This is a genomic window from Marivirga tractuosa (assembly GCF_042140215.1).
GTDB classification, from domain to species: Bacteria; Bacteroidota; Bacteroidia; order Cytophagales; family Cyclobacteriaceae; genus Marivirga; species Marivirga tractuosa_A.
Genome location: NZ_CP159478.1, coordinates 1,975,136 through 2,000,443 on the forward strand (window position 1 = coordinate 1,975,136; position 25,308 = coordinate 2,000,443).

At 33.7% G+C, this 25,308-nt stretch carries 16 protein-coding genes and 1 pseudogene; 11 read left to right on the top strand and 6 right to left on the bottom strand.

Annotated elements, in window-relative coordinates; genetic code table 11:
* Positions 1-198: 198 nt before the first annotated feature.
* Positions 199-2,266 (bottom strand): annotated as a pseudogene (gene metG, locus ABWH96_RS09060) (methionine--tRNA ligase).
* 276 nt (positions 2,267-2,542) lie between these two features.
* Here metG and ABWH96_RS09065 point away from each other — a divergent pair.
* The 8 genes from ABWH96_RS09065 to ABWH96_RS09100 all read left to right on the top strand — a co-directional run bounded on the left by ABWH96_RS09065 (position 2,543) and on the right by ABWH96_RS09100 (position 20,315).
* Positions 2,543-5,992: a pyruvate carboxylase gene (locus tag ABWH96_RS09065; protein WP_375581134.1), complete on the top strand. Its 3,450-nt coding sequence runs from the start codon at positions 2,543-2,545 to the stop codon at positions 5,990-5,992.
* A 173-nt stretch (positions 5,993-6,165) separates the two neighbouring features.
* Positions 6,166-8,940 carry an aconitate hydratase AcnA gene (acnA, locus tag ABWH96_RS09070; protein WP_375581135.1) on the top strand — a complete coding sequence of 925 codons (2,775 nt, stop codon included), beginning with the start codon at positions 6,166-6,168 and terminating at the stop codon, positions 8,938-8,940.
* A 130-nt stretch (positions 8,941-9,070) separates the two neighbouring features.
* Complete coding sequence (locus tag ABWH96_RS09075) at positions 9,071-10,558, top strand: deoxyribodipyrimidine photo-lyase/cryptochrome family protein (protein ID WP_375581136.1); 1,488 nt, start codon at positions 9,071-9,073, stop codon at positions 10,556-10,558.
* A gap of 69 nt (positions 10,559-10,627) precedes the next feature.
* On the top strand, positions 10,628-12,850 hold the full coding sequence (locus ABWH96_RS09080) for an RND family transporter (protein WP_375581137.1): 2,223 nt from the start codon (positions 10,628-10,630) through the stop codon (positions 12,848-12,850).
* Between the two features lie 159 nt (positions 12,851-13,009).
* Positions 13,010-15,631 carry a TonB-dependent receptor domain-containing protein gene (locus tag ABWH96_RS09085; protein ID WP_375581138.1) on the top strand — a complete coding sequence of 874 codons (2,622 nt, stop codon included), beginning with the start codon at positions 13,010-13,012 and terminating at the stop codon, positions 15,629-15,631.
* A gap of 4 nt (positions 15,632-15,635) precedes the next feature.
* On the top strand, positions 15,636-16,799 hold the full coding sequence (locus tag ABWH96_RS09090) for a DUF4249 domain-containing protein (protein ID WP_375581139.1): 1,164 nt from the start codon (positions 15,636-15,638) through the stop codon (positions 16,797-16,799).
* 13 nt (positions 16,800-16,812) lie between these two features.
* Complete coding sequence (locus ABWH96_RS09095; RefSeq protein WP_375581140.1) at positions 16,813-19,167, top strand: hypothetical protein; 2,355 nt, start codon at positions 16,813-16,815, stop codon at positions 19,165-19,167.
* A gap of 29 nt (positions 19,168-19,196) precedes the next feature.
* A complete protein-coding gene (locus tag ABWH96_RS09100) occupies positions 19,197-20,315 on the top strand; it encodes a DUF4249 domain-containing protein (protein ID WP_375581141.1) in 1,119 nt (372 codons plus the stop codon).
* A 79-nt stretch (positions 20,316-20,394) separates the two neighbouring features.
* Here ABWH96_RS09100 and dtd read toward each other — a convergent pair whose 3' ends face one another.
* From dtd to ABWH96_RS09120, 4 genes are all read right to left on the bottom strand, one after another.
* Positions 20,395-20,847, bottom strand: a complete 453-nt coding sequence (gene dtd / locus ABWH96_RS09105; RefSeq protein ID WP_375581142.1) for a D-aminoacyl-tRNA deacylase — start codon at positions 20,845-20,847, stop codon at positions 20,395-20,397.
* A 90-nt stretch (positions 20,848-20,937) separates the two neighbouring features.
* Positions 20,938-21,507, bottom strand: a complete 570-nt coding sequence (locus ABWH96_RS09110) for an NAD-dependent epimerase/dehydratase family protein (RefSeq protein ID WP_375581143.1) — start codon at positions 21,505-21,507, stop codon at positions 20,938-20,940.
* Complete coding sequence (locus ABWH96_RS09115; protein ID WP_375581144.1) at positions 21,507-22,118, bottom strand: thioredoxin family protein; 612 nt, start codon at positions 22,116-22,118, stop codon at positions 21,507-21,509. The genes ABWH96_RS09110 and ABWH96_RS09115 overlap by 1 nt, the downstream gene beginning before the upstream one ends.
* Positions 22,099-22,521, bottom strand: coding sequence for a YkvA family protein (locus tag ABWH96_RS09120; RefSeq protein WP_375581145.1), 423 nt, complete (start codon positions 22,519-22,521; stop codon positions 22,099-22,101). Before ABWH96_RS09120 ends, ABWH96_RS09115 begins: the two co-directional genes overlap by 20 nt.
* 311 nt (positions 22,522-22,832) lie before the next feature.
* On the opposite strand from ABWH96_RS09120, the gene ABWH96_RS09125 reads away from it, so the two are divergent.
* The gene (locus ABWH96_RS09125; RefSeq protein WP_375581146.1) at positions 22,833-23,690 is read left to right on the top strand and encodes a hypothetical protein; all 858 of its coding nucleotides are present in this window, start codon (positions 22,833-22,835) and stop codon (positions 23,688-23,690) included.
* A 21-nt stretch (positions 23,691-23,711) separates the two neighbouring features.
* A complete protein-coding gene (locus ABWH96_RS09130; RefSeq protein WP_375581147.1) occupies positions 23,712-24,170 on the top strand; it encodes a nuclear transport factor 2 family protein in 459 nt (152 codons plus the stop codon).
* Between the two features lie 104 nt (positions 24,171-24,274).
* On the opposite strand, the gene ABWH96_RS09135 is transcribed toward ABWH96_RS09130, so the two are convergent.
* The gene (locus ABWH96_RS09135) at positions 24,275-24,796 is read right to left on the bottom strand and encodes a hypothetical protein (RefSeq protein ID WP_375581148.1); all 522 of its coding nucleotides are present in this window, start codon (positions 24,794-24,796) and stop codon (positions 24,275-24,277) included.
* 117 nt (positions 24,797-24,913) lie between these two features.
* Between ABWH96_RS09135 and ABWH96_RS09140 the strand changes: the two genes are divergently transcribed.
* The gene (locus ABWH96_RS09140; RefSeq protein WP_375581149.1) at positions 24,914-25,231 is read left to right on the top strand and encodes a HesB/IscA family protein; all 318 of its coding nucleotides are present in this window, start codon (positions 24,914-24,916) and stop codon (positions 25,229-25,231) included.
* Positions 25,232-25,308 lie beyond the last annotated feature (77 nt).

A 25,308-nucleotide genomic window follows, 5' to 3' on the forward strand; every position in this document is an offset into this window, starting at 1 on the left:
TCAGGAAATTTATCTATATGTTCTTTAAGCTTAACTTTTGAAATCATAGTTTTTTATCTAAAATACAAAATCTATTTTGGTATCTAGTTTTGAGTAAAAAAACTGAATACTTAATACTTATAACTTAAAACTATAGCCCTTAAGTTCAATAATTCATACTCCAAAATCTTTGTACCTTGTTCTTTGTACCCAGTACTATCAAGCAATCGTACTTCCAGGATTTACTTCCGCTCCCGGCTGCACAAACTGCAAATTCCCTTCCGAATCTTCTGCCATTAAAACCATACCTTCAGAAACTTCTCCCATCATAGGTCGAGGTGCTAAGTTCACTAAAATAGTTACTTGCTTTCCTACTACTTCTTCTGCTTTGAAATGCTTTGCTATTCCACTTAAAATAGTACGTTTATCTATTCCAGTATCAATGGTAAGCTTAAGAAGCTTGTTTGATTTTTTTACTTTCTCAGCTTCCAAAATAGTACCGACTCTTAAATCCATTTTCATGAAATCATCAAACTTAATTTCCTCTTTCATGGGTTCTACATTAGGACTTCCGCCAGCATTGGCTTTTTTAGCTTCTTCTAATTTATTTACTTGCTCTTCCACTGTATTGTCTTCAATTTTTTCAAATAATAATTCTGCTTTGTTGATCTGATGTCCGGCTTCCAGTAAATCAGCACTTCCTGCCAAATCCCATTCATAAGCTTCAATGTTCAACATCTTCCTCAGCTTAGTTGCCGTAAATGGCAAGAATGGCTCACAAACTATACTCAAATTAGCAGCAATCTGTAAAGCCAGATTCATAATAGTTTTAACCCTTTCTGGATTTTCTTTTTGCAGTTTCCAAGGCTCAGTTTCTGCTAAGTACTTATTTCCCAAACGGGCAAATTCCATCATGTGCGCTAATGCTTCTCTAAATTTATAATTTACGATTTTCTCTTCAATCAGGTCGGGATAACCTTTCAATTCATCCAGAATTTCTTGGTCGTAATCAAACCATTCGCCTCTTTCTGGTACTTTTCCATCATAATATTTATGCGTCAATACTACGGCTCTGTTGATGAAATTACCGAAAATAGCCACTAACTCACTATTATTGCGAGTTTGAAAATCTTTCCAAGTGAATTCACTGTCTTTTGTTTCTGGTAGAGTAGCAGCTAAAGCATATCTCAAAACATCCTCTTTGCCTGGGAATGCTTCCAAATACTCATGCAACCAAACCGCCCAGTTTCTACTAGTAGATAATTTATCCCCTTCCAGATTCAAGAACTCATTGGCAGGTACGTTTTCCGGTAAAATATAATCACCATGCGCATGCAAAATCACTGGGAAGATAATGCAGTGAAATACAATATTATCTTTACCAATAAAATGAATTAAGGTGCTGTCATCTTTTGGATCAGCTTGTTTCTTCCAGAATTTCTCCCAATCGTTCCCAGTATCTTTTGCCCATTGTTTTGTGGCAGAAATGTATCCGATTGGAGCATCTAACCAAACATATAATTTCTTTCCTTCAGCTCCTTTAAGTGGTACATCAACTCCCCAGTCCAAATCTCGTGTCATGGCTCTGGCTTGCAAACCTTGATTTAGCCAAGAACTACATTGTCCGTAAACATTTGATTTCCATTTTCCTTTTTTGCCTTCAACCAACCATTTTTCCATCCATTCCTGATATTTGTCTAATGGCAGAAACCAGTGGGTCGTTTTCTTTAATATAGGTGTTTTTCCACTCAGGGTAGAAACCGGATTAATCAAATCGGTAGGGTTCAAAGAACTTCCACATTTTTCACATTGATCGCCATAAGCTCCAGGATTATTACATTTTGGGCAAGTTCCTGTGATATATCTATCAGCTAAAAACTGATTGAATTCTTCATCGTAATATTGTTCACTTTCTCGCTCCTCAAACTCACCTTTCTCATAAAGTTTGGTAAAAAATTCTTGTGAAAGCTCATGATGAGAAGGTTCTGATGTCCTATGATACATATCAAAAGCAATCCCGAATTTTTCAAAAGTCTTTTTATTGAGTTCGTGGTATTTATCAATAATGGCATTGGGCGTAATGCCTTCTTTCTTAGCTCGAATGGTGATGGCAGCACCGTGCTCATCACTTCCACACATAAAAGCCACTTCTTTTTTGCGCAATCTTAAGTAGCGCACGAAAATATCAGCCGGCAAATAAGCGCCTGCTATATGTCCAATATGTAAAGGTCTCATTGGCATAAGGTAATGCCGCAGTAATGGTATATCTATTATTCAATTTTTGCATTGCTTGTAATTTGTGGCAAATATAGGAAAGTTAGGAGGATTTAGAACAACAGAATGAAGGTCTTGAAGGTTAGGCTCATTACTTTTTTGAAATTTAATTTTCAAAATGAACTGATTAAGACTTTTGACTTGCTGCGGGAATATTTTATTAGGAATTACTTCTATATTGACTTAAATACTTAATTTCCCTTCAATTTCTTTCCCTTTTTCAGAATACCTTTTTAAATTCAGCATCCTTAATAAAAAAGCTTAAATAAAGACAATACAAAACATCGATATGACAACGAAATTATTTGAAATAAATAAACTATTAGTAGCGAACAGAGGTGAAATTGCAATACGTGTGCTCCGTGCTGCATCGGAACTTCGAATTCGAACGGTAGCCGTTTATACTTACGAAGATCGCTATTCACTCCATAGATATAAATCAGATGAAGCTTATCAAATTGGGAAAGATGATGATCCGCTTAAACCTTATTTGGATATTGAAGAAATCATCAAACTTGCCAAGCATAAAGGCGTGGATGCCATTCACCCAGGTTATGGATTCCTTTCAGAAAATGTAAAATTAGCCAGAAGATGTAAAGAGGAAGGAATCATTTTCGTAGGTCCTGAGCCTGAGGTAATGAATGCTTTAGGTGATAAAGTAAGAGCTAAAGATATCGCTATAAAAGCCAATGTACCAATCATTGAAGATAGTAAAATTGATTTGGTAGATACGGAAACCGCTTTGCAAGAGGCGGAAAGAATTGGCTATCCGATTATGGTGAAAGCTGCTGCCGGTGGTGGGGGCCGTGGGATGCGGGTTGTCCAAAATAAAGACCAATTAAAAACCGCTTTCTCAGATTCTAAAAGTGAAGCAGGAAATGCTTTTGGTGATGATACTATTTTCTTGGAGAAATATATTGACCATCCTAAGCACATAGAGGTGCAAATCATGGGTGATAATTATGGTAATATTGTTCATTTGTACGAGCGAGATTGCTCGGTACAAAGAAGATTTCAAAAGGTAGTAGAGGTCGCGCCATCTGCAAATCTCTCTGAAGCAACACGAAATAAGCTTTATGAATATGCTTTAGCCATAACACGAGAGGTAAATTACAATAATGTTGGTACAGTTGAATTTTTGGTGGATAAAGACGAGAATATCTTCTTTATTGAGGTAAATCCAAGAATTCAAGTAGAACATACCATTACAGAAGAAATTACAGGAGTTGATATTGTAAGATCTCAAATTTTAATTGCAAAAGGCCATGCATTAGACGACCCTAGAATTTATATTCAAAGTCAGGAAGATGTGACATGCAATGGTTTTGCTATTCAATGTAGAATTACGACTGAGGACCCTGAAAATGGATTTAAACCAGATTATGGAACTATCATAGCCTACAGAAATGCTGGAGGTTTTGGTATCAGAATAGATGAAGGTAGCTCCTATGCAGGAGTTAATATTTCACCTTTCTTTGATTCCATGCTAGTGAAAGTTTCCTCTCATGGTAGGACGTTGAAAGGGGCAGCACAAAGATTAAATAGGGCATTACGTGAATTCCGAATTAGAGGGGTGAAAACCAATATCGGATTCTTAGAAAATGTAATTTCTCATCCTACTTTTTATAATGGGGAATGTACAGTTAAATTTATAGATGAGAATCCAGACTTATTTATCATCACGCAAAAGTTCGATAGAGGGACAAAAACACTTCGGTTTTTAGCGGATGTAAGTGTAAATGGACATCCTGATGTTAAAGTGAAAGAAGCTAATAAAACTTTCCGTCATCCAAGCATCCCTGATTATGATAAATACGGAACCTATCCTAAAGGGACAAAAAATATTCTTACTGAACTTGGTCCAGAGAAATTTGCTGAATGGTTGAAAAAGGAAAAGGCTATCCACTACACGGATACTACTTTTAGAGATGCACATCAGTCTTTATTGGCAACTCGAATGCGTGGTCTGGATATGATGAAAGTAGCAGAAGGCTATGCCAAAAATAATCCTGAAATTTTCTCTATGGAAGTTTGGGGAGGTGCCACATTTGATGTTTGCATGCGCTTTTTACATGAAAATCCGTGGGAGCGTTTAGCGAAGTTCAGAAGGGCAATGCCTAATGTTTTACTGCAAATGTTGCTGAGAGGCTCGAATGCTGTGGGATATAAAGCCTATCCTGACAATTTGATTGAAAGATTTATAGAGAAATCTGCTGAAACGGGAATAGATATTTTCAGGATTTTTGATTCTCTCAACTGGTTGGAGGCAATGAAAGTCAGCATCAAAACAGTAAGGGAAAGAACGAATTCCATTGCGGAAGCAGCCATTTGCTATACTGGTGATATTCTAGATCCTGAGCAAAAGAAATACACACTTGACTACTATATAGACTTTGCAAAGCAACTTGAAGGTGAAGGAGCGCATATTATTGCTATAAAAGATATGGCAGGTTTATTGAAACCTTATGCAGCAAAAGAATTGATTTCCGCATTGAAATCTGAAATCAATTTACCGATTCATTTGCATACCCACGATACATCATCTGTGCAATCGGCTACTTATTTGCAAGCTATTGAAGCTGGAGTAGATGTAGTGGATGTAGCATTGGGCAGCATGTCAGGATTAACTTCTCAGCCTAATTTCAATTCTGTTGCCAGCTACATGCAAGGGCATGAACGCGAGCAGAAATTGAATATCAATTCATTAAATGATTATTCTACTTATTGGGAATATGTAAGAGAATATTATTATCCATTTGAATCTGGCTTAAAAGCCGGAACTGCCGAGATTTACGATAATGAAATCCCTGGTGGACAGTATTCAAATTTACGTCCACAAGCCAATGCTTTAGGCTTGGGCAATAAATTTGAAACGGTTAAGAAAAATTATGCTCTTGTTAACCATATGTTTGGAGATTTGGTAAAAGTAACACCATCTTCTAAAGTAGTAGGAGATATGGCGCTTTATATGACTTCTAATAATTTAACACCTGATGATATTTTTGAAAAAGGGCATACACTTTCATTCCCTGATTCAGTGGTAGATTTATTCCGTGGTGAATTAGGCCAGCCAGTGGGTGGTTTCCCTGAAAAATTAAGTAAAATCATTTTAAAAGGTGAAAAGCCATTTACCGATAAGCCAAATAAGCACCTAGAGCCAATAGATTTCAAAAAGGAAATGGAAGCCTTCAAAAAGAAATTTGACGGGCATGATGATGAAGCTGATTTATTGGCATACTTACTTTACCCAAAAGTATATGAAGATTTCTATAATCATCAACAGAAATTTGGTGAAGTAGGCTACATCCCGACTTTAGCATTTTTCTATGGTATGAAAAATGGGGAAGAGATTTTGGTAGAAATATCCGAAGGAAAAACCATTATCATCAAATTGCTTTATATCTCAGAACCTAATGAAGAAGGGCTGAGAACCGTTTCTTTTGAATTAAATGGGCAAACTAGAAGGATTCAAATAAAGGATAATGCTGCTAAGGTCGATAAAGTAACCAACAAAAAGATTTCAAGTGAAAATGAAATTGGAGCACCGCTTCAAGGAAAATTGGCATCTATCAAAGTGAAGCCTGGAGATGAAGTTACTGAGAACACGGCATTATTTGTAATTGAAGCCATGAAAATGGAGTCTTCCATAACGGCTCCAAGGGCAGGTAAAGTAAAAGAAGTCCACTTAAAATCAGGTGATATGGTGCAACAAGATGATTTGGTGGTGAGCTTGGAGTAACAATTTCTTGAAATATAGGTATAATAGAGGAGGTGGTTTAAAAAAAGCTTCCTCCTTTTTAATTTATACTTTGCTTGCGCAAGCGTCTCGCTTGTGCAACTATATTTAGTATGTGTTTGATATTGAATTGACCTATTTACTAATTACAAAACTAGAACTAAAACTTTTTCACCATGCACAAAGACCCATATAAAATTGTAAAAGAGCTTGACAGTAAGAAAGGAAAGCTTAAATATTATAGCCTTGAGGAATTACAAAAGCAAGGTCATGCTATCGATAAACTACCTTTTTCCATTAGAATTCTATTGGAAAATGCGGTAAGAAACTTTGATGATTTTGCCATCACCAAAGAAAATGTAGAAACCCTGCTCAATTGGAAACCCGAACCCAGTGATAAAGACATCCCTTATAAGCCTGCTCGTGTTTTGATGCAGGATTTTACCGGAGTTCCCGCAGTTGTGGACATTGCTTCCTTAAGAGCAGAGGCAGTTAGAAAAGGAAAAGATCCGAAAAAAATCAATCCATTGATTCCGGTTGATTTGGTGATTGACCATTCAGTTCAAGTGGATTATTTTGGAACCAATTATTCTTATGCAAAAAATGTGGATAAAGAATATGAAAGAAATGGCGAGCGTTATCAATTCTTGAAATGGGCTCAAAAAGCTTTTGATAATTTCTCTGTTGTCCCTCCAGGCATGGGAATTTGCCACCAAGTAAACTTAGAATATCTAGCAAAAGGCGTAATTGACAGGGATGGATACGTATTTCCCGATACATTAGTCGGTACAGATTCTCACACTCCCATGGTCAATGGAATTGGAGTTGTAGGCTGGGGTGTAGGCGGAATTGAAGCAGAAGCAGCAATTTTAGGTCAGCCTATTTATTTCATCATGCCTGAAGTAATCGGTTTGAAGTTAACCGGAGAGTTGCCATTGGGTACTACTGCCACGGATTTGGTTTTAACCATTACGCATTTATTAAGAAGCCATGGAGTGGTAGGGAAGTTTGTGGAGGTATTTGGTCCAGGTCTGGATAAATTAACTATTCCTGATAGAGCTACTATTTCCAATATGTCGCCTGAGTTTGGTTGCACAGTTACTTATTTCCCAATTGACGACCAAACACTTTCCTACATGGATAAAACCAATCGTTCTCAAGAACAAATTGATTTGGTAGAGAAATATGCAAAATCCAATATGCTGTGGAGGGAGAATGAAGATAAAATCAATTACTCAACAGTCCTTGAACTTGATTTAAGTACAGTTGAGCCAACAGTTTCCGGTCCAAAAAGACCACAGGATAAAATATTGGTAAGGGAATTTGAAGATAAATTTAAAGATTTACTTAAAGAGGAGCATGGTCGCCAATACATAGATGTTTTTGAAAGACCAGTAAGCAGATGGTATTCTGAAGGAGGTTCTCAACCCGTTCAGCAACCTGAAAAAGTGGATGATGATGTTGCTATTGAAGAAGGCGATAGCAATGGCTTGAAAACAGTAAAAATTAGGACTCATAATGATGAGTTTAGCTTAAGTGATGGTTCTATTGTGATTGCCGCCATTACGAGTTGTACCAATACTTCTAATCCAAGCGTAATGTTAGGCGCAGGATTGGTTGCCCAAAAAGCTATAGAAAGAGGTGTTGATGTGAAGCCTTGGGTGAAAACTAGTTTAGCACCGGGTTCTAAGGTGGTAACCGATTATCTGGAAGCTGCTGGTTTATTAGATGATTTGGAAGCATTGAAATTCCATGTGGTAGGTTATGGTTGTACTTCTTGTATTGGAAATTCAGGTCCTTTGCCACCGCATATTGCCAAAGCCGTAAAAGAAAATGATTTAGTGGTATCTTCCGTACTTTCAGGAAACAGAAACTTTGAAGCCAGAGTTCACCCAGATGTAAAGATGAATTTCTTGATGTCTCCTATGTTGGTTGTGGCTTATGCCATAGCAGGTAGAGTAGATATAGATTTAAATAATGATCCATTAAGTTATGATGTTAATGGAGAACCAGTTTACCTGAAAGATTTATGGCCATCTCAAGATGAGATTTTTGAAGTGATGCGAAAAGTGCTTTCGCCTGATTCTTATAAAAAGAATTATGGCGAGATTTTCGATGGTAATGAGCAATGGAGAAGCATGACAGCGCCTGAAACTGAAGATTATGAATGGGATGATAAAAGTACTTATATCAAAGAAGCTCCATTTTTCAAAGGGATAAGTGCAGATGCAGAAGACTTTGAAGATATTAAGGAAGCTCATGTTTTATTAAAACTAGGTCATTCCATTACTACTGACCATATTTCACCAGCTGGAGCATTTGCGGAAGATAGCCCTGCCGGTAAATACCTAAAAGGTAGGGGAGTAGAGAAAAAAGACTTTAACTCCTATGGGTCTAGAAGAGGAAATGACGAAGTGATGACACGAGGAACTTTCGCGAATGTGAGAATTAAGAATCAGTTGGCTGAAAAAGAAGGCGGTTATACGAAGCATATCCCAAGTGGCGAGGAAATGACGGTATTTGACGCAGCTGAGAAATACAAAGAAGAGAATACTCAATTAGTTGTTTTAGGAGGTAAGGAATATGGAAGTGGTTCTTCCCGTGACTGGGCCGCTAAAGGTACATACCTCTTGGGAATTAAAGCAGTAATAGCAGAGAGCTATGAACGAATCCACCGAAGCAATTTAGTTGGGATGGGGGTATTGCCATTGCAATATGCTGATGGAGAAACCGCTGAATCCTTAGGTTTGGACGGTTCTGAGAAATTTTCAATTAGTGGAATAAGTGAAGGCTTATCTCCTTCTAAAAAGCTCTCGGCAGTAGCCAAAAAATCAGATGGTACGGAAGTAAAGTTTGAAGTATTGGCTAGACTAGATTCTCAAATTGAGGTGGAATACTATAAAAATAAAGGTATTCTGCAGTATGTATTGAGAGATTTTTTAAGAAAATAATTGAGTTTTAAGTAGTAAGTATTAAGTAAAACCGATTTGATGAGTTATTTATCAAATCGGTTTTTTTTATACAGTAGTTTTTATAAACCATTCCAAACAATGGGACTTCCATTAGGTTTTCCTTTAACCTATGACAAGCCCAAATGAAATCAAGAAACCGATCGCCTTGGTCTGGCTAAAAAGAGATTTAAGGCTGGAAGACCATGCACCACTTCAAAAAGCATCAAATATCGGTTTACCAACTATTATATTTTATGCTTGGGAACCAAGTTTATTAGCATCCTCTGATTTCAGCAATCGGCATTGGAATTTTATCGCTGAATCCTTAATAGAAATGCAAAGTAAATTATCACAACTTGAAATGTCACTTATTCAAGTTCATACTGAAGTCATTGACTTTTTGAAAGCCGTACAAGAAAAGTTTGATATTAACTATTTATTCTCTCATGAGGAAACTGGATTAAAAATAACTTATGAGCGAGATAATGCAGTCAAATTCTTTTGTGAAAATCAAAATATAGAATGGCAAGAATTTCAGCAATTTGGTTTACAAAGGGGTAGGAAAAATAGACAGGATTGGTCAAAATCCTGGTATGAATTTATGTCAAAGCCAATTATCAATATTGATCTTAATGATATAAAAACCATTCATTTAAATGAACTACCTGGAATTAAACTCATTAATGATTCTAAAGAACTAAATATTTATAAAGAAAAAGGTATTGCGCAAACTGGTGGGACTGCCCAAGCCTATAAATATTTAAACAGCTTTTTATCGGACAGGCATTTTGGTTATAATAAAAATATTAGTAAGCCGGCTGAAGCAAGAAAATCCTGCAGTCGCTTATCTCCTTATTTAGCTTATGGAAATATTAGTATGCGAGTGGTTTTTCAATCCATGATTAGTGCAAAAGAACATGGTAACAAAAGTGCTTTAAATAATTTTGGATCTCGCTTGCGATGGCATTGTCATTTCATTCAAAAATTTGAAATGGAAGATCGCTACGAATTTGAAAATATCAATAGGGGATATGATAGCATCCGCCAAAATGAAAATGATATTTTATACGAAGCTTGGGAGAAAGGAGAAACTGGCTTCCCGTTGGTTGATGCCTGCATGCGATGCGTAATCGAAACAGGTTATCTCAATTTCAGGATGCGGGCTATGCTGGTTTCATTTTTAGTGTATCATTTGTGGCAACCCTGGAAAAGAGGCTCATTGCATCTTGGAAAACAATTTCTTGATTTCGAACCAGGAATACATTATCCTCAATTTCAAATGCAGGCTGGTGTGACAGGTATTAATACTATCAGAATGTATAATCCTGTAAAACAATCCATTGAACATGACCCAGACGGTGTATTTACTAAAACTTGGGTGCCAGAATTGAAAAATCTTCCTGCAGCTTTTATACATGAACCCTGGAAATTGAACTTTATAGAGCAGAAGGAATTGAATTTTGAACTAGGGAGAAACTATCCCAGTCCTATAATTGATTTAGAAGATGCAGGAAAGAAGGCTAGAAAAGTCATTTGGGATATGCGTAAAGCTCCAGAGGTAAAAAAAGAATCTAAAAGAATTTTGGCTAAACATACAGTTGCGAACCGAAAACCATAATTTATTGGCAATCCGAACAGCTGGTTACATTCGTTTATTTAACTTTAGGATTTATAACCTCATTCGCTATTGAAAAAATTAGCCAAACAATTTTACGATAACTTTAATGAGAAGGAATTTCGCTTTATGCTTTATGCCGTTTGGCTCATTAGCATTGCTTTTTTTATTGCTCAATTCCCTAAGCTTTCGGTGGCTTTTGAATTTGAAAAATTCTTTGCGGATGATAATGAAGATAAAATTTTCTTTGAAAAGCATGTGGAGAAATTCGGTTATGACAATGATTACTTATTAGTGGCCATTGAACATCAGCCTACTGTTTTTGATACTAATTTCTTAACTAAAATAGAAGAGTGGGAAAATGAGCTCAATACTATTTCTGGATTAGTTAGCACTCAATCAGTTTTTGATTTAAAGCATTTAATCAAATCTCCATATGGAATCACAGCAATTCCTTTACTGCATACTCAAGATTCAGATAAACTCAGCAGTGATAGCTCTAGAATAATGAGGCATCCACTTTACAGCAATTTTATTTCAAAGGATGCAGCCTCACTTATTATTCAGATCAACCATAAACATTTTAAGTCACCTCAAACTGAGCAGGATTTTTTCAATTCTTTAAAAGTGAGTTTGAAGCAATCTGATATAAAGGATTTCCGATTAGTAGGAAAATTAGTTGCACAGAAAAGTTTTATCGATCACATCCGTTCGGATTTCAGTGTGTTTTTAGGGCTAGGAATTGCCGTAACTATCATTTTGCTTCTGTTTATTTTCCGCTCTTTTAACATCATGCTATTGCCTCTTTTGATGAGTATATCATCCTTGATTTATTTGTTGGGATTTATGGCTATGCTGAAGATAGAATTAAGTATTCTAAGTGTATTAATCCCGCCTATTATCCTTTTTGTTTCTACTTCTGATGCCATTCATTTAGTCAATGCCTATCGGCAAAATGAAGAAAGGAATTTCTTAAAAAGATTAAAAGGTGCTATAAAAAAGGTGCTCTCGCCCACCTTTTTGACTTCCATTACCACAGCTTTAGGTTTTTTTAGTTTGTTGATTTTGCCAACTCAACCCATCCAAGAATTAGGTGTTTTTGCAGGCTTAGGAGTTTTGATAGCTTTTTTTGTAAATTTCTTATTTGGCCCACTTTTGATTAGAAGAAATTACAGGAGTCAAAGCATTAAATTGCCTTACAAGCAATGGACCGTAAATTTAATCAAGAATAGACGAGCAGTATTTATAGTTTACTTTGCACTCATAATCGTTTCTATTTTTGGTTTATTACAGCTTAAAACGGATGCCTATCTTCTAAAGGATTTACCAGATGATTCTCAAGTCAGAAATGACTTTGAGTATTTGGATAAATCTTTTGGCGGTTCTAAACCCTGGGAAATGGCAGTTTTAACTATGGAAGAATCGGAAGATATCTTTGATTTTAATTTTCTAAAAGAAGCTTTAAAAATCGAGTTGTATTTGAAAGATTCCTTTGGGATTGAGAAGTTACTTTCGCCTTTAGATATAGTGAAATACGCTAACCAAATTGATAAAGGCGGAGCAAATCAATTTTACGAATTTCCAAATAAGGAGGATTTTGAACTACAAAAATCCATTCGAAATCAATTAATCAATAGGGGAGTAGCAGATGGAGTGATGGATTCTAGTAGAAAATATGGCCGGTTTGCAGGGTTTATTCCAGAGTGGGGATCAGATGATACGCAAAACCGGAATCAAGAATTAGAATCATTTATTGATAATGAGATAAATGAGAATATTTTGAAAGCTCAAATTACGGGGACTACTTTTTTGATAGATAAAAGTAATGAAAGTCTTTCCTTAGAGCTTTTGAAAGGATTGATATTGGCAGTTTTTATGATAGCAATTGCTTTGGCTATTTATTTTAAGTCATTTAAAATGTTGTTGATTAGTCTGTTTCCCAATTTCATTCCATTGCTATTCACAGCTGGAATTATGGGTTTTATGGGAGTCCCTTTAAAATTAACAACTGCTATTATTTTTGTAGTAGCTTTTGGAATTGCAGTAGATGATACTATTCATTTCTTAGGTGCCTATAAAAAGCAAAAGGCCAAAAGTCCAATCTGGCGTATTATCAAAACTTTTAAATCAGCAGGTTTGGCAATTTTGATAACTTCAGTTTTAATAGTTGGAGGGTTTATTCTCTTCACTTTATCTTCCTTTGCAACAACCTTTTACTTAGGTCTATTCTTGTCTTTGGCTATGCTTTTTGCCTTATTAACAGATTTAATTTTGTTGCCTTTGTTGTTAAAGTAACTTTTTCCACTCTATTTATAAACAATTTGTTTATTAGTTGAATATTTTGAATTAAATACCTATTTTTAAAATGCTATCAACTATATATTATTTAGACGAAAATTGTTTTCAATAGAGAATAGTTTGATAGGAGTTATTTTATCAGGAAAATTTAAGCTATTGAAAAAAATTACTATACATCTCTTTCTATTTGCTTTTCTTTTTTGTGCTTTTAATCAATTAAATGCGCAAAAACTTAATGAGGTTAAAATATCTATAACAAAAGATAAAGTTCCTGCCATTGATTTACTTAATGAATTAGAAAAGCAACACGGAATAGAATTTAGGTATAAATATGATTGGTTAAAAGATATAAATCTTACTGTGGATACTAACCAAATGCCAATCAGAGAATTTTTTAAGAACTATTTTTCTGAAATAGGAATTTCTATAATGTTTAGGGAACCAAACTATTTTATTTTTTTGAAAGATAGTCCTAAGAAGATTGAAGTTGATTCTGAATCTTCAAGCGAAAAATTGGAGGTAATTACTTTAGGGAATATTGAAGCTGAAACTACAGAAGCAACTTTGTATGGAACAGTCAAATCTGCTGAGTCTGGTGAATCTCTTCCAGGAATCACTATTTTTTCTGTAGAAGAAAATAAAGGAACAGTATCTAGTAGCAATGGTAAGTATAATTTAAAATTACCTGTTGGTTTTCATACCCTAAAATTCCAATCATTAGAAACTGGTACTTTTGAAATATCCTTAATTTTAAATTCATCGAGTAGCTTAGATGTTAAATTGTATAAAGATTTTGTACAATTAAATGAGGTAGTGGTTACGGCAAAAGCAATGGATGAAAATATTTCTCAAACTGTTACAGGTGTAGAGCGCATGACTTTAGAGGAGATTGAAAGAATGCCAGCCTTTTTGGGAGAATCAGATGTAATTAAAAGTATAACTTCTTTACCTGGAGTAAGTCTTACAGGAGAAGCATCGGCTGGTTTTAATGTGAGAGGTAGTGGTGTTGGGGAAAATTTGGTTTTATTGGATAATGGCACACTTTATAATTCTTCTCATTTATTTGGCGTATTCTCGGCTTTTAGTGCTGATAATTTAGGTTCTATTGAATTATTTAAAGGAGCCGTACCCGCCCGATTTGGAGGTAGAATTTCATCAGTGCTAAATATGGAGATGAAAAGCGGTAGTAAGCAAAAAGTAAGTGGTAACGGTGGCGTAGGAGTCATTTCATCAAGATTTAATATTGAAACACCTATCATAAAAGATAAAAGCTCGATCCTGACAGGTTTTAGAGTTGCTTATCCGAATTATCTAATTAACTCTATTAATAATTTTGATTTAAAACGTAGTAGTACTTTTTTTGGCGATTGGAGTTTGAAATATGATCATTCAATTAATGAGAATAATAAAATACTTTTAACAGCTTATACCAGTAGAGATGAATTTACAGTAAGCAATGACGTGAGTTATGAATACAATAATATTGTGGGTAGTATCCAATGGAATCAAAATATCAACGAAAATTTGAGTTCTAAGCTTAACTACAATTATAGCCAATATAATTATACTCTTAATGAGGAAACAGAAGATCAAATATCTTATGGATTGTATTCTGAAATTGAAAATAATAAGTTGAATTATGAATTTGAATACTTAGGCTTTGATAATAATTTTATAGAATTTGGATTTAATAGTGTGTTGTATAATATTCAGCCAGGGAAATTTAATAATGAGGATATTAATTCTATACTGATAGTTAATGATTTAACTAATGAAGAAGCTATTGAATCAGCCGTTTATTTAAGTGATGAGGTTAAATTTAGTAACGATATTTCAGCCTCTGTTGGAATTCGTTATTCATATTATACAGGTGGAATGGATTCACTATCCACCAACTTCGGAGGTCTTGAACCCAGAGTTTCCTTAAATTATAGAATTAATTCAAAAAGTTCTATAAAAGCTGGTTACAGTAAAATGAGACAATATATTCATTTGATATCTAATACCGCTTCCGTTACCCCAGTGGATATTTGGAAATTAAGTAATCAAGAAATATTGCCAACTGTGGCTGATCAATTTAGCATAGGGTATTTTCGAAATTTTGATTACAATAACTTTGAAACTTCTGCTGAGTTATATTACAGAGATATTGATAATCTTATTGAATATAAAAATGGAGCAAATTTATTTGCTAATGATGAAATTGAGAATGAATTAGTTCAAGGAAAAGGAATAGCATATGGAGCTGAATTCTATGTAAAGAAAAATTCCGGAAAATTAACAGGATGGTTAAGTTATACCTATTCTAGGTCATTGATCATTGTGGATGGCGAAACAAATGATCAGACTATTAATAATGGAAGACCATTTCCGACTAATTTCGACCAACCTCATAACCTTACTTTTTTTGGTAACATTGATTTAAGTAGAAGATTTGATATCTCTGCAAATTTCCAGTACAATACTGGAAGACCAATTACATATCCTGAGTCAACTTTTGATTTTAATGGAATTAGAGTTGCAAATTATTCAGATCGTAATCAATATAGAATTCCTGATTACCATCGATTAGATTTGTCATTTCATATGGCAACTTCTTTGAAAAAGAAAAAGAATGTAGAGGCTGATTGGACACTGACACTTTACAATGTATATAGTAGAAGAAACGCCTATTCAGTGTTTTTCCGAAGTTCAGAGTCCTTAAGGGTACTTAATTCTTACAGGCTTTCCATTATAGGTCAGATTGTACCAGCACTTACATATAATTTTAAATTCTGAATTGATGAATGGAAAGCTATTATTTATAATCTACGTATTTTCTTCTTTGTTAATTTCATGTATTGATCCTTTTGATGTTAAAGTTCAACAACCAAATGCAGATGAATTGATCGTAGTAGATGCTGTTTTAAACCAGGAATCAGCAGTTCATTCTATTATCTTAAACAGGCCTTCTTCCATTAATCAAAATTCAGGTTACAAGAGAGTATCAAAAGCAATTGTTGAGATTATTGACTCAAATAATGCATGTTTTGAATTTACAGAAACTTCAAATGGAAGATATAGTATTGATTCTTCCATGTTTAAACCAATATTAGGTGTTCAATATTCATTGAAAATTGAATTGCCAAATGGTTTGGTATATAAATCAGAAGAAGAGGAACTAAAAGAAGTAGAACCTATTGATTCTGTATGGGTATTGCCTGAAAAAACATCTTTTTTAGCAGGAAGTAATGTAACAGAAGGAGATGTCATAAATATATATACCAATATTACCACCAAAGATGAAAGTATTTTTAATCAATATGAATATGAAGGCACCTTTGGATTTGAGTCTATTTACCAGGGTAGTGAGGTATGTGATGAATTTGGACCAATATTACATTCTGCAAGAGAAGAACTCGTTTGTTTTAGAAGCGAGAAAGTAGATTTACCACTGAATATTCTATCAACAGATAATTTAAAGGATGACAATATATTAACTCAAAATATACTAAGTATTTTGCCCGATAGGAGGTTTTTTATCGGTTATAGTTTATTGATTAAGAAAAAAAGACTATCGGAAAACTATTTCAACTATTTGGACGAAATTAAAACTCAGAATGAAGTAAATGGCAGTTTATTTGATCCTCCTCCGACTCCTATAATTGGAAATATCAGTAATCAACTTGACGATAATGTTAAAGCCTTAGGTTTTTTCACACTCATATCAGAAACAAATAAGAGAATATTTATTTCTAAAGAGATACTTAGAACAGAAATCAATCGATTTAGCTTTGAAAATTGCAGTGATAATTTTGAAGAGTTTTTTAACCCATTTGACCCAGATGCTATTATCCTTGAACAAAATATTAGAAGACCAGATCCCATTTGTTGTGATTGTAGGTTATATCCTGGCGCTACGGATCAGATACCTGAATATTTCCCTCCTTTAAACCAAGATAATTGAAAATATCAATAAGATGAAAATACAAAATTTTACTTACCTTATAATTTCTTTGATATGTTTATCATCAACATTTTCTTTTGCATCTTTTAATCAGCCACAAACTGAAAATCAAAAACATGAAAAAGTCTTTTTGCATTTAGATAAGAATTATTATTTCAGTGGGACAGTGATAAGATATAGTGCTTATGTGGTGGATGAAAAGACACACAAGCCCTCAAATTCTAGTAGTGTGTTAGATGTTCAAATAATTGATTTAGATAATAATGTTGTTGCATCTCAAAAAGTGCTATTAAAGAATGGGAAGTCAGCGGGAAAACTGGAATTGGAAAAATCAATCCCAACAGCTAATTATTTGTTAATAGCTTACACCAGATATAGTGATAACAATAATTATAAAAATTCCTTTAAACAAAAAGTAAGGATTGTAAATCCAAAAGATGAAATTTCATCATCTATTCAAAATAACTTTAAAGCTGATTTTTATCCAGAAGGGGGGCAATTAATTGGCGGCCATCTTAATTCTGTTGCTTTTAAAATTAACAAATTAGATAATGATTGGAAAGGGGTAGTTGTATCTAATTCAGGGGATACAGTAGCCTTAATAGAACCATATAAATTGGGCTATGGGCATTTTTCTTTATTTGTGAATAAGAATTCAAGTTATAGAGCAAAAATTGAAACAAATGAAGGGCAATATGAATTTGGATTACCTAAAGTTCAAAATGATAAGGTAACTGGCAGAATAGTCAATTTTGAATCCGATACTTTGACTCTAATCACTAACATAGGAATAGATTTTTCAGGAAATCAAATAGGAATGTTAGTTTACAATAATGGAGAAGTCATTCTTGGAACAAAGCAAATTGTAAGAGGAAGAAGAATGATTTTTAAAGTTCCTAAAAAGTTGCTAAGAAAAGGATTAAATACATTATATCTCTATAATGAAGACCAAGAAATTCTATCAGAACGTAATTATTATAAAAATGAAAAGAGAAAAAGCAATATTGAACTTAAAATAAACCCTAATGAATTTAAAAAGAACGAAAAAATTTCACTTAAAATAAAATTAGACACATTAAGGACTCAAGCATTAGTTTCCAATGCTTCCTTCAGTATTAAAAATTTAGATTATTTTGATACAACTCAGAATAATGATATGAATATGTATTTTAATATGTTTTCTTTTTTAAATATTCTAGACCCGAGTTCTGAATTAGAAGAATTATCTCAAGATAATCTTTTTACTGATATCTATTTGAAGACAAAATCAACGGGAATTAAAAAAGTTAATGAATTAATGGGGCAAGAGGAAAGTGTTTCCACTTATAATAGTAAAGATTATTTTACAGTTTCGGGGACGGTAACAGATAAAAATTCGAATATCCCTATTCAAGATTCGGTTATTTATTGTTCTGTTCTGGGGCAAATACCTCAATTTTATGCAAGTAAAACAGATGATCAGGGAAGATTTTACTTTCAATTAAGATCTTTTTTCGGAGAATCAGATGTCGTATTGAAAGTAGCGAATGTTGATGAGAAGCAAAATAATCTTAAATATGAACTTGATAATAATATCATCAAGGTTGAGCAATTTGGTTTGGATGATGATTTTTCCATTAATGAGGATAAGTTGGAAGATTATCTAACTTATCATAAACAAAATGAATTGATTTCAAGAGTTTATAATGCTTCATCCACACAGGTATTGGAATTGGAAAATCAGAAAAGAGCAACAGGATTTTTCCCAAATTATTCGGATTCTAAGGATTTGACAGAATATGAATTTCTAAAAAACTTCCAGCAGCTATCTAGAGAACTTTTACCTGGATTAGCAATTAAGAATGAAAAAGGGGTAGAAAAAATCTACTTGAGAGAAATAGATGATTCAGGTCGTAATTCCTTTATAGGTAGATTTGAAAATGAGCCTTTGTTTTTGATAGATGGGTTACCTGTATTCAATAATAATTTTATTCTAAATTATAGTACAGCGAAAATTAAGTTTTTAAGTCTGATTAATAAAAGATACTTTATTAATGGTGTTTTTCAAGATGGAATTCTAGAATTGGGTACTCGTGATTCAGATTATTATAAAATGAATAATACCAATCATCATTGGTTTACTTTGCAGGGATTTTACAAGGAAACAAATAAATTAAATCCTGATTTTACAGAAATTAATGAAAATGATAAGTTGCCCGATTTTCGAGATGTTCTTTATTGGAATAGTAATTATAAAATAATTTCTGATGAAGAAAATGAAATCAATTTTTCTACTTCTGATGATATTGGAAGTTTTTTAATTGAGATGCACGGTATTGATCAATTTGGAAATATTTATCATCATAAAAATACTATTATAGTTGATTAGTGATGTATTACTAAGTTTCTCTTATAAGTATGATAAAAAAGATTCTTGTTTTAGTGTTTGTTTCAACAATCTATTCATGTATTGATCCATTTGAAGTCGATATTTACGATGAAAATGCAGGTGGTCAATTGGTGGTTGAAGGAATTATAACTAATAAACAAAACGTACAAATAATTAGGATAAATAGGTCAGCACCAGTTGGAGGATTCAGTGGTTATGAACAGGTTGAAGGTGCAAGTGTTTCAATTAAGGATGATAAAGGTAACTGTTTTCAATTATTTGAATCGAGAGCAGGAGTTTATATCACTGATACTACCGAATTTGAATCTAAAGTTGGGCGTTCCTATCAATTAACTATTGTTTTAGAGGATGGTGTTGAATATATTTCTGATTATCAAGAATTAAAACCAGTGACTCCAATTGACAGACTTTGGGTTAGAGGTGAAAGAGAACCCTATCTGGCTGGAAGTGTAGTCACTGAAGGAGAGTTACTAAATGTATACACAAATGTCAATGTTGGTGAGCAAGCTGATTATTTAAGTTATGATTATGAAGGAGTGTACGAACTGAGATCTTTTTTGCAAGGTTCATCATCATGTTGGGATAGTATTGAAATGGCTCCTTCTGAAATACTTCCATTGACAGATGAAAGGAGATGTTTCAAAAATCAAGATGTTTCCCTTCCATTAAACATATATTCTAGTGTTGATTTGGAATCTGGGGAAAATATTAACCAGAAAATCTTATCGATTTCCCCTAGTCGAGTATTTTATTTTGGCTACAGTATGGTGGTCAGAAAATATAGTTTAACAGAAAGCTATTTTAATTATTTGGACGACATTAAGGAACAAAACAGTTATGGAGGGGATCTTTTTGCACCACCTCCAACGGCCATAGTGGGTAATATTCATGAAAATGGAAATGATGAGAATCGAGTTCTAGGGTTTTTTACTGCTGTAAATTCCACTAGTAAGAGGATTTTTATTGATAATCAGGTGTTAAGGGATCCAATAAGAGACCCTCTTAATAGAATGGCTTGTGTAAATGCTTTCCCAATTGAAGACCCACCTCCACCACCACCATTTTGTTGTGATTGTTTATTGGTTGAAGGTGCTACAGATACTAAACCAGATTTCTGGCCGTATTAATTGTAAACCAGTACCTTAAATTCTAATAAATGATTTATTAATTTGATTAATTTTAATATGGTGATGAAGTAAGAACAGCCTATTTCTTGTCCTTACTATCCAAAATGATAGTGACAGGACCATCATTCACTAAGCTAACTTTCATATCAGCACCAAATTCCCCGCTTCGTAGTTTGGTAGGAATCTCCATATCTAAAGATCTTAGCATTTTTTCATAAAGCGGAATGGCAATATCTGGTTTTGCAGCTTTGATATATGATGGTCTGTTTCCTTTTTTGGTGCTCGCATGCAAAGTAAATTGGCTTATAAGCAGAATTTCTCCTTCTACATCTAATAAACTTTTATTCATTACGCCATTTTCATCATTAAAAATGCGCATATTAATGATTTTGCGATTTAGCCATTCAATATCTTCCTCATTGTCTGCTTCTTCTATTCCCAGTAAAATCATTAGACCATTTTGGATTTCTCCTTTAACCTCATTTTCAATAGTCACGGAAGCTTCTGATACTCTCTGAAGTACTGCTATCATTGTCCTATCTTTTCTATTTCATCTGATGGAATAACTTTGAATGTGTCTTTGCCATTATTTGCCGTTTCAAGCATTGCATTTGCAATTGTTTTAGCATGAACTGCAGCATATTTCTTTAATCGAACCTGAGAAAATGAAATCAAATTTATCGGCAAACCATAATGCTGCTTTTTCCCCTGCTCTCTTTTCTGCTCTTTCTCCTTCTATAAAAGAAGGTCTGTATATAAAAGCTTTATTTAATTTCATGGCTTTTATAGCCTCCTCAACTTCGCCCTTTACTTTATTATAAAATATGAAGGATTTGGAATCAGCTCCCATAGCAGAAATAATATGATAAGAATTGGCATTATTCTCTCTTGCAATAGCTGCTAAACTAGCAGGATATTCGAAGTCAACCTTTTTGAATGCTGCTTTACTGCCTGCTTTTCTAATGGTGGTGCCCAAGCAACAGAAATAATCATCAGCTCCTAATAAGGAGGTTTCTTTTTCCAGATTGTCGAAATTTTCAATGATAATTTCTTTTAATTTTCCGTCATTACCCCCTAAACTTCTTCTGCTTAATACTTTTACTTCAGTGTAATTTTCATCTTCTAATAACAAATCTAAAAGATGACCTCCAACCAATCCAGTTGCTCCTGCGATAAGTGCTGTTTTTGCCATTATTTTATGTTTTTTATCAACTGCTTAAATTCTTGAGAAATCGTTTGATTTTTATCAACCGCATACCATTTATGGATGCTTTCAATAAATTTAGGTTGGTCAAGATCAGGCTTTTCTTTTGCCTCCATTACCATATTTTGAACTGGTTCTGGCCTTGGTCCCCATGTAGCTATATCATTAAAATTTTCATCCATCATTATGAGAATTGGAATTGAACGGGCACCATTGGTAAGATATTGATCCATAAGTTCTGGGTGCTCATCTCGCATAATAAATTTCAAATCAATTGTTGAATTTTCATTAGCTAATTTTGCAATGAATGGTATGTTTTGGGCAGCATCTCCACACCAAGCTTCTGTGATTACCAGCCAATTCATTTTTGGTATGGAATTTATTAATTTTAGTAGTTCATCGTCAAGATTTATTTTTTTATCCCACCTGTCCATCCTTCTATCATTCATAAAAGTATAATTTATCATTGCTTCTGAATGATTTGAACCTGTTGTCTTATTTTCACCTAGCAGTGATTTAATTAAATTCCTATACGAAGGATAATCAAGTCCTTTAGAGAAGGCATTAATTTTTGTAGAGTCAATCGAAATTTCTGTCATTTATTTGCTTTTCTTCTTGATTACTCTCCCAAGCCATGAATTGTTGCAATTCTTGACCTAAATGATTGTAAAGCCAGAGAATAAGGGAAGCATCATCTAAATAGCCTGAAACAGGTATGAAATCAGGAATAATATCGGTAGGCGTGATGAAATAAATTAAAACACCAACTGTGTAAAGCATGCTTTTAAGTGAAATATCTCTATATTTTCCTTTTGTGTATGCTTTTACTAATCTAATTAAGGTAAATATTTTATTCTTTAGCTGAGAAATCTTTTCAGATGCTTTAGCCCGACTAGTTAATGTTTCTTTAGCCTCAGTTATGAGTTTATTGCTAAGACGCCTATCAGCTAACACTCTGGAAGCTCTCTTAAATGCATTTTTATAGTTCAATCTTTTACTCATCCTCCGATTCTCTCAATTTTTTATTTTTTTGAAGTGGCATCCATATATACGCAAATAAAGTATATAAGGTAAATGCACCAATCAAGATTAAATATAAGTCGTGCAGTAGATTTTTATAAATAAATAAAGACCAAGCAATTACCAGACTTACAATGCCAACCCATAATCTTATATTGTTAGCTTTTATTTGACTACTTTTATGTGGATGAATCATAATACTTTTTGATATTTAAACGTTCGGTAAATTTACATTATTTGAATCGATTTTGCTTTTCCATATGAAAAAACTCTACTTCATATTCTTATTTTTGATGAGTGTTATAGTACAAGCTCAAATTGAAGACCCGAAAATTGAGGAAACTAATAATAAATCTAAAGCCAAAATAATAGTTTACACCAAGACGGGAGAGATTTATAAAGGGTTTTTTATTAGCCAAAATAAAGATTTTCTTGAAATAGAGACAAATAGCGTTGGTACTATCAAAATACCTACACAAAGAATTAAAAATATTGAATCCTTAAATGAGGATGACCAGCTTCAAGAGACTGATGAAGACGAGAGATTAGAACAAATTAACCCAGTTAGATATATGATAGGTACCAGTGCCTTTAACTATGAAAAAGGTGGTAATTATCTGCGAAATAATCCTATGACTTATCATAGAGGAATTAGTGATAATTTTTCTATAGGAGTTGGTACAAGCATTTGGGGCATGGTATTGAGAGTACCTATTATATATGTGAATCCTCAATTCACTAAACAGCTTGGTAAAAATATACACTATAAAATTGGACTTGATGCTTTTGCTGGGGCATCTTTAGAATCTGCAGAGGCTGCTGGTGCTGCTATATTAAATACTGGAGTAACTTTTGGAGAACCAGATTTAAATTTAACTGGAACCATTTATTATGGAGCTATAAGCGATGTTCAGAGAATAGATCCTTTTTATTCTTTAGCTGGAATGGCTCGTATATCAAAAAAGTTAATGGTAGTTTCTGAGGGTTTTTATATACCTACAGAATTTGATGGGAATATAAGTTTCCTGTTTTACGGTGGAAGATATTTAACCGAGACAGCAAGTTATGATTTGGGATTTTTCTATAATCAAGAAATCACCGAGTTTATTCCCTTTGGTATTCCATTTATAGCAATAACAGTTAAATTATAAATATTTAAATTAATGAATTTTATGAAATTTTTAACTACAATAATTCTTACACTCTCCCCAATTTTATTATTAGCCCAAACCCCTAAAGAAACAATCAACCAATTCATGGATAATTGGCATAAAGCAGCAGCCACTGCAGATGAAGAAGTGTTTTTTGGAAGTATGACGAAAGAAGGCATCTATTTGGGAACAGATAAAACAGAAAAATGGACAAGAGATGAAATGGCTGAATGGGCAAATGAATACTTTCAAGAAGAATCAGCCTGGTCATTCACTGCTACTGCTAGGGATATTTATTTTTCAGAAGATGAAAAAACTGCATGGCTCAATGAAAAACTGGATACTTGGATGGGTGTTTGTAAAGGTACTGCTGTATTGGTTTTAAAGGCTGAAGGGTGGAAAATAGCCCTTTACGATTTATCTGTAACTATAGATAATGACAAAATAGATCAGTTTCTAGAGCTCATTAAAGAAAAATGAATTTGGGAGAATGATTTTTGATTTGTTTATAAGAATTAATGAGGTCTATTAAATAGAACTGTAATATTAATCTACCTAATACTTAAAACTTATAACTTCCTATTTTAAAATTCCCTTTGAATCTCATTTTTAAGGAAACTTAATCCGTATTCAATAGTGTCGACCTTTTTGTCGAGAGAGTCTTTGTAAATCTTTTTCACCAATTCTATGCTTTTGGCTTCCGGGTCTAATCCCTTTGCAGCTTGGTTCACGACCATAATTAATTCTTCTTTGGCGTTCTTGATGATTTTCCATGCTTCATCGCTCATATAAACCTGCTGCGATAAATTGTGATTGAATTCTTCACGAATTTCATTAAGGAGTAAATATTGTAGTTCTGCAACATTCATGTCATTTTTTTGAACTCGCTTTATGATTTGATCTGGTGAAATTCTTTCCAAAAAGAGACTCATTCGTTCATAGGCTTGCAATCTTATGGGCAACACTATTTCTTTGTTCTTGGCTTTAATTTCAATGAATTTGCCTTCATTTTGCTTTTGAAGCATCGTTTTTACTGTTAAATACATTGCGTATAAAACGATTCCTGCAGGTATGATAATTTTAATTAAGTCCCAAATTGGTTCCATATAGCTATTTTTTCTATTATGATTCTCAAATTTAGTTAATTTCGCAGTAAATAAAAGGGGGCAGATAAGGCAAACTTTTGTTTTGTGTCATTCGTTCTTGAATAAAATTCACATTATATGATTCCGGTTAAGATCTCAGAAGAAGCAATAAAGGAAGTTAAAAACATCATGGAAAATAAGAATATTCCTGAGGGATACGGCTTACGTGTCGGAGTTCGAGGAGGTGGTGGTTGTAGTGCTGCTGGTATGAATTATATGTTGGGGTTTGATAAACCGAAGGAAACTGATAAAACCTTTGAAGCGGAAGGTATACCAGTTTATATTGACAAAAGCCATGTCATGTATATAATTGGAATGGAAGTTCAATTCCATGAAGGTAATGACGCTAGAGGCTTTATATTTGTAAACCCAGAGACTGAAGAAGAACTAAAGTAGATCTGAATCAGCAAGAGCTCTTCTGTGGGTAGTGATTAATAGCATATTGTTAAGTAATCTTTAAGATATTCATATTC

What these genes read in the sequence shown, in the direction of transcription:
- ABWH96_RS09065 (WP_375581134.1), top strand. Translation starts at nt 2,543, where the DNA reads ATGACAACGAAATTATTTGAAATAAATAAACTATTAGTAGCGAACAGA.
- acnA (WP_375581135.1), top strand. Translation starts at nt 6,166, where the DNA reads ATGCACAAAGACCCATATAAAATTGTAAAAGAGCTTGACAGTAAGAAA.
- ABWH96_RS09075 (WP_375581136.1), top strand. Translation starts at nt 9,071, where the DNA reads ATGACAAGCCCAAATGAAATCAAGAAACCGATCGCCTTGGTCTGGCTA.
- ABWH96_RS09090 (WP_375581139.1), top strand. Translation starts at nt 15,636, where the DNA reads ATGAATGGAAAGCTATTATTTATAATCTACGTATTTTCTTCTTTGTTA.
- ABWH96_RS09095 (WP_375581140.1), top strand. Translation starts at nt 16,813, where the DNA reads ATGAAAATACAAAATTTTACTTACCTTATAATTTCTTTGATATGTTTA.
- ABWH96_RS09100 (WP_375581141.1), top strand. Translation starts at nt 19,197, where the DNA reads ATGATAAAAAAGATTCTTGTTTTAGTGTTTGTTTCAACAATCTATTCA.
- dtd (WP_375581142.1), bottom strand. Translation starts at nt 20,847, where the DNA reads ATGATAGCAGTACTTCAGAGAGTATCAGAAGCTTCCGTGACTATTGAA.
- ABWH96_RS09110 (WP_375581143.1), bottom strand. Translation starts at nt 21,507, where the DNA reads ATGGCAAAAACAGCACTTATCGCAGGAGCAACTGGATTGGTTGGAGGT.
- ABWH96_RS09115 (WP_375581144.1), bottom strand. Translation starts at nt 22,118, where the DNA reads ATGACAGAAATTTCGATTGACTCTACAAAAATTAATGCCTTCTCTAAA.
- ABWH96_RS09120 (WP_375581145.1), bottom strand. Translation starts at nt 22,521, where the DNA reads ATGAGTAAAAGATTGAACTATAAAAATGCATTTAAGAGAGCTTCCAGA.
- ABWH96_RS09125 (WP_375581146.1), top strand. Translation starts at nt 22,833, where the DNA reads ATGAGTGTTATAGTACAAGCTCAAATTGAAGACCCGAAAATTGAGGAA.
- ABWH96_RS09130 (WP_375581147.1), top strand. Translation starts at nt 23,712, where the DNA reads ATGAAATTTTTAACTACAATAATTCTTACACTCTCCCCAATTTTATTA.
- ABWH96_RS09135 (WP_375581148.1), bottom strand. Translation starts at nt 24,796, where the DNA reads ATGGAACCAATTTGGGACTTAATTAAAATTATCATACCTGCAGGAATC.
- ABWH96_RS09140 (WP_375581149.1), top strand. Translation starts at nt 24,914, where the DNA reads ATGATTCCGGTTAAGATCTCAGAAGAAGCAATAAAGGAAGTTAAAAAC.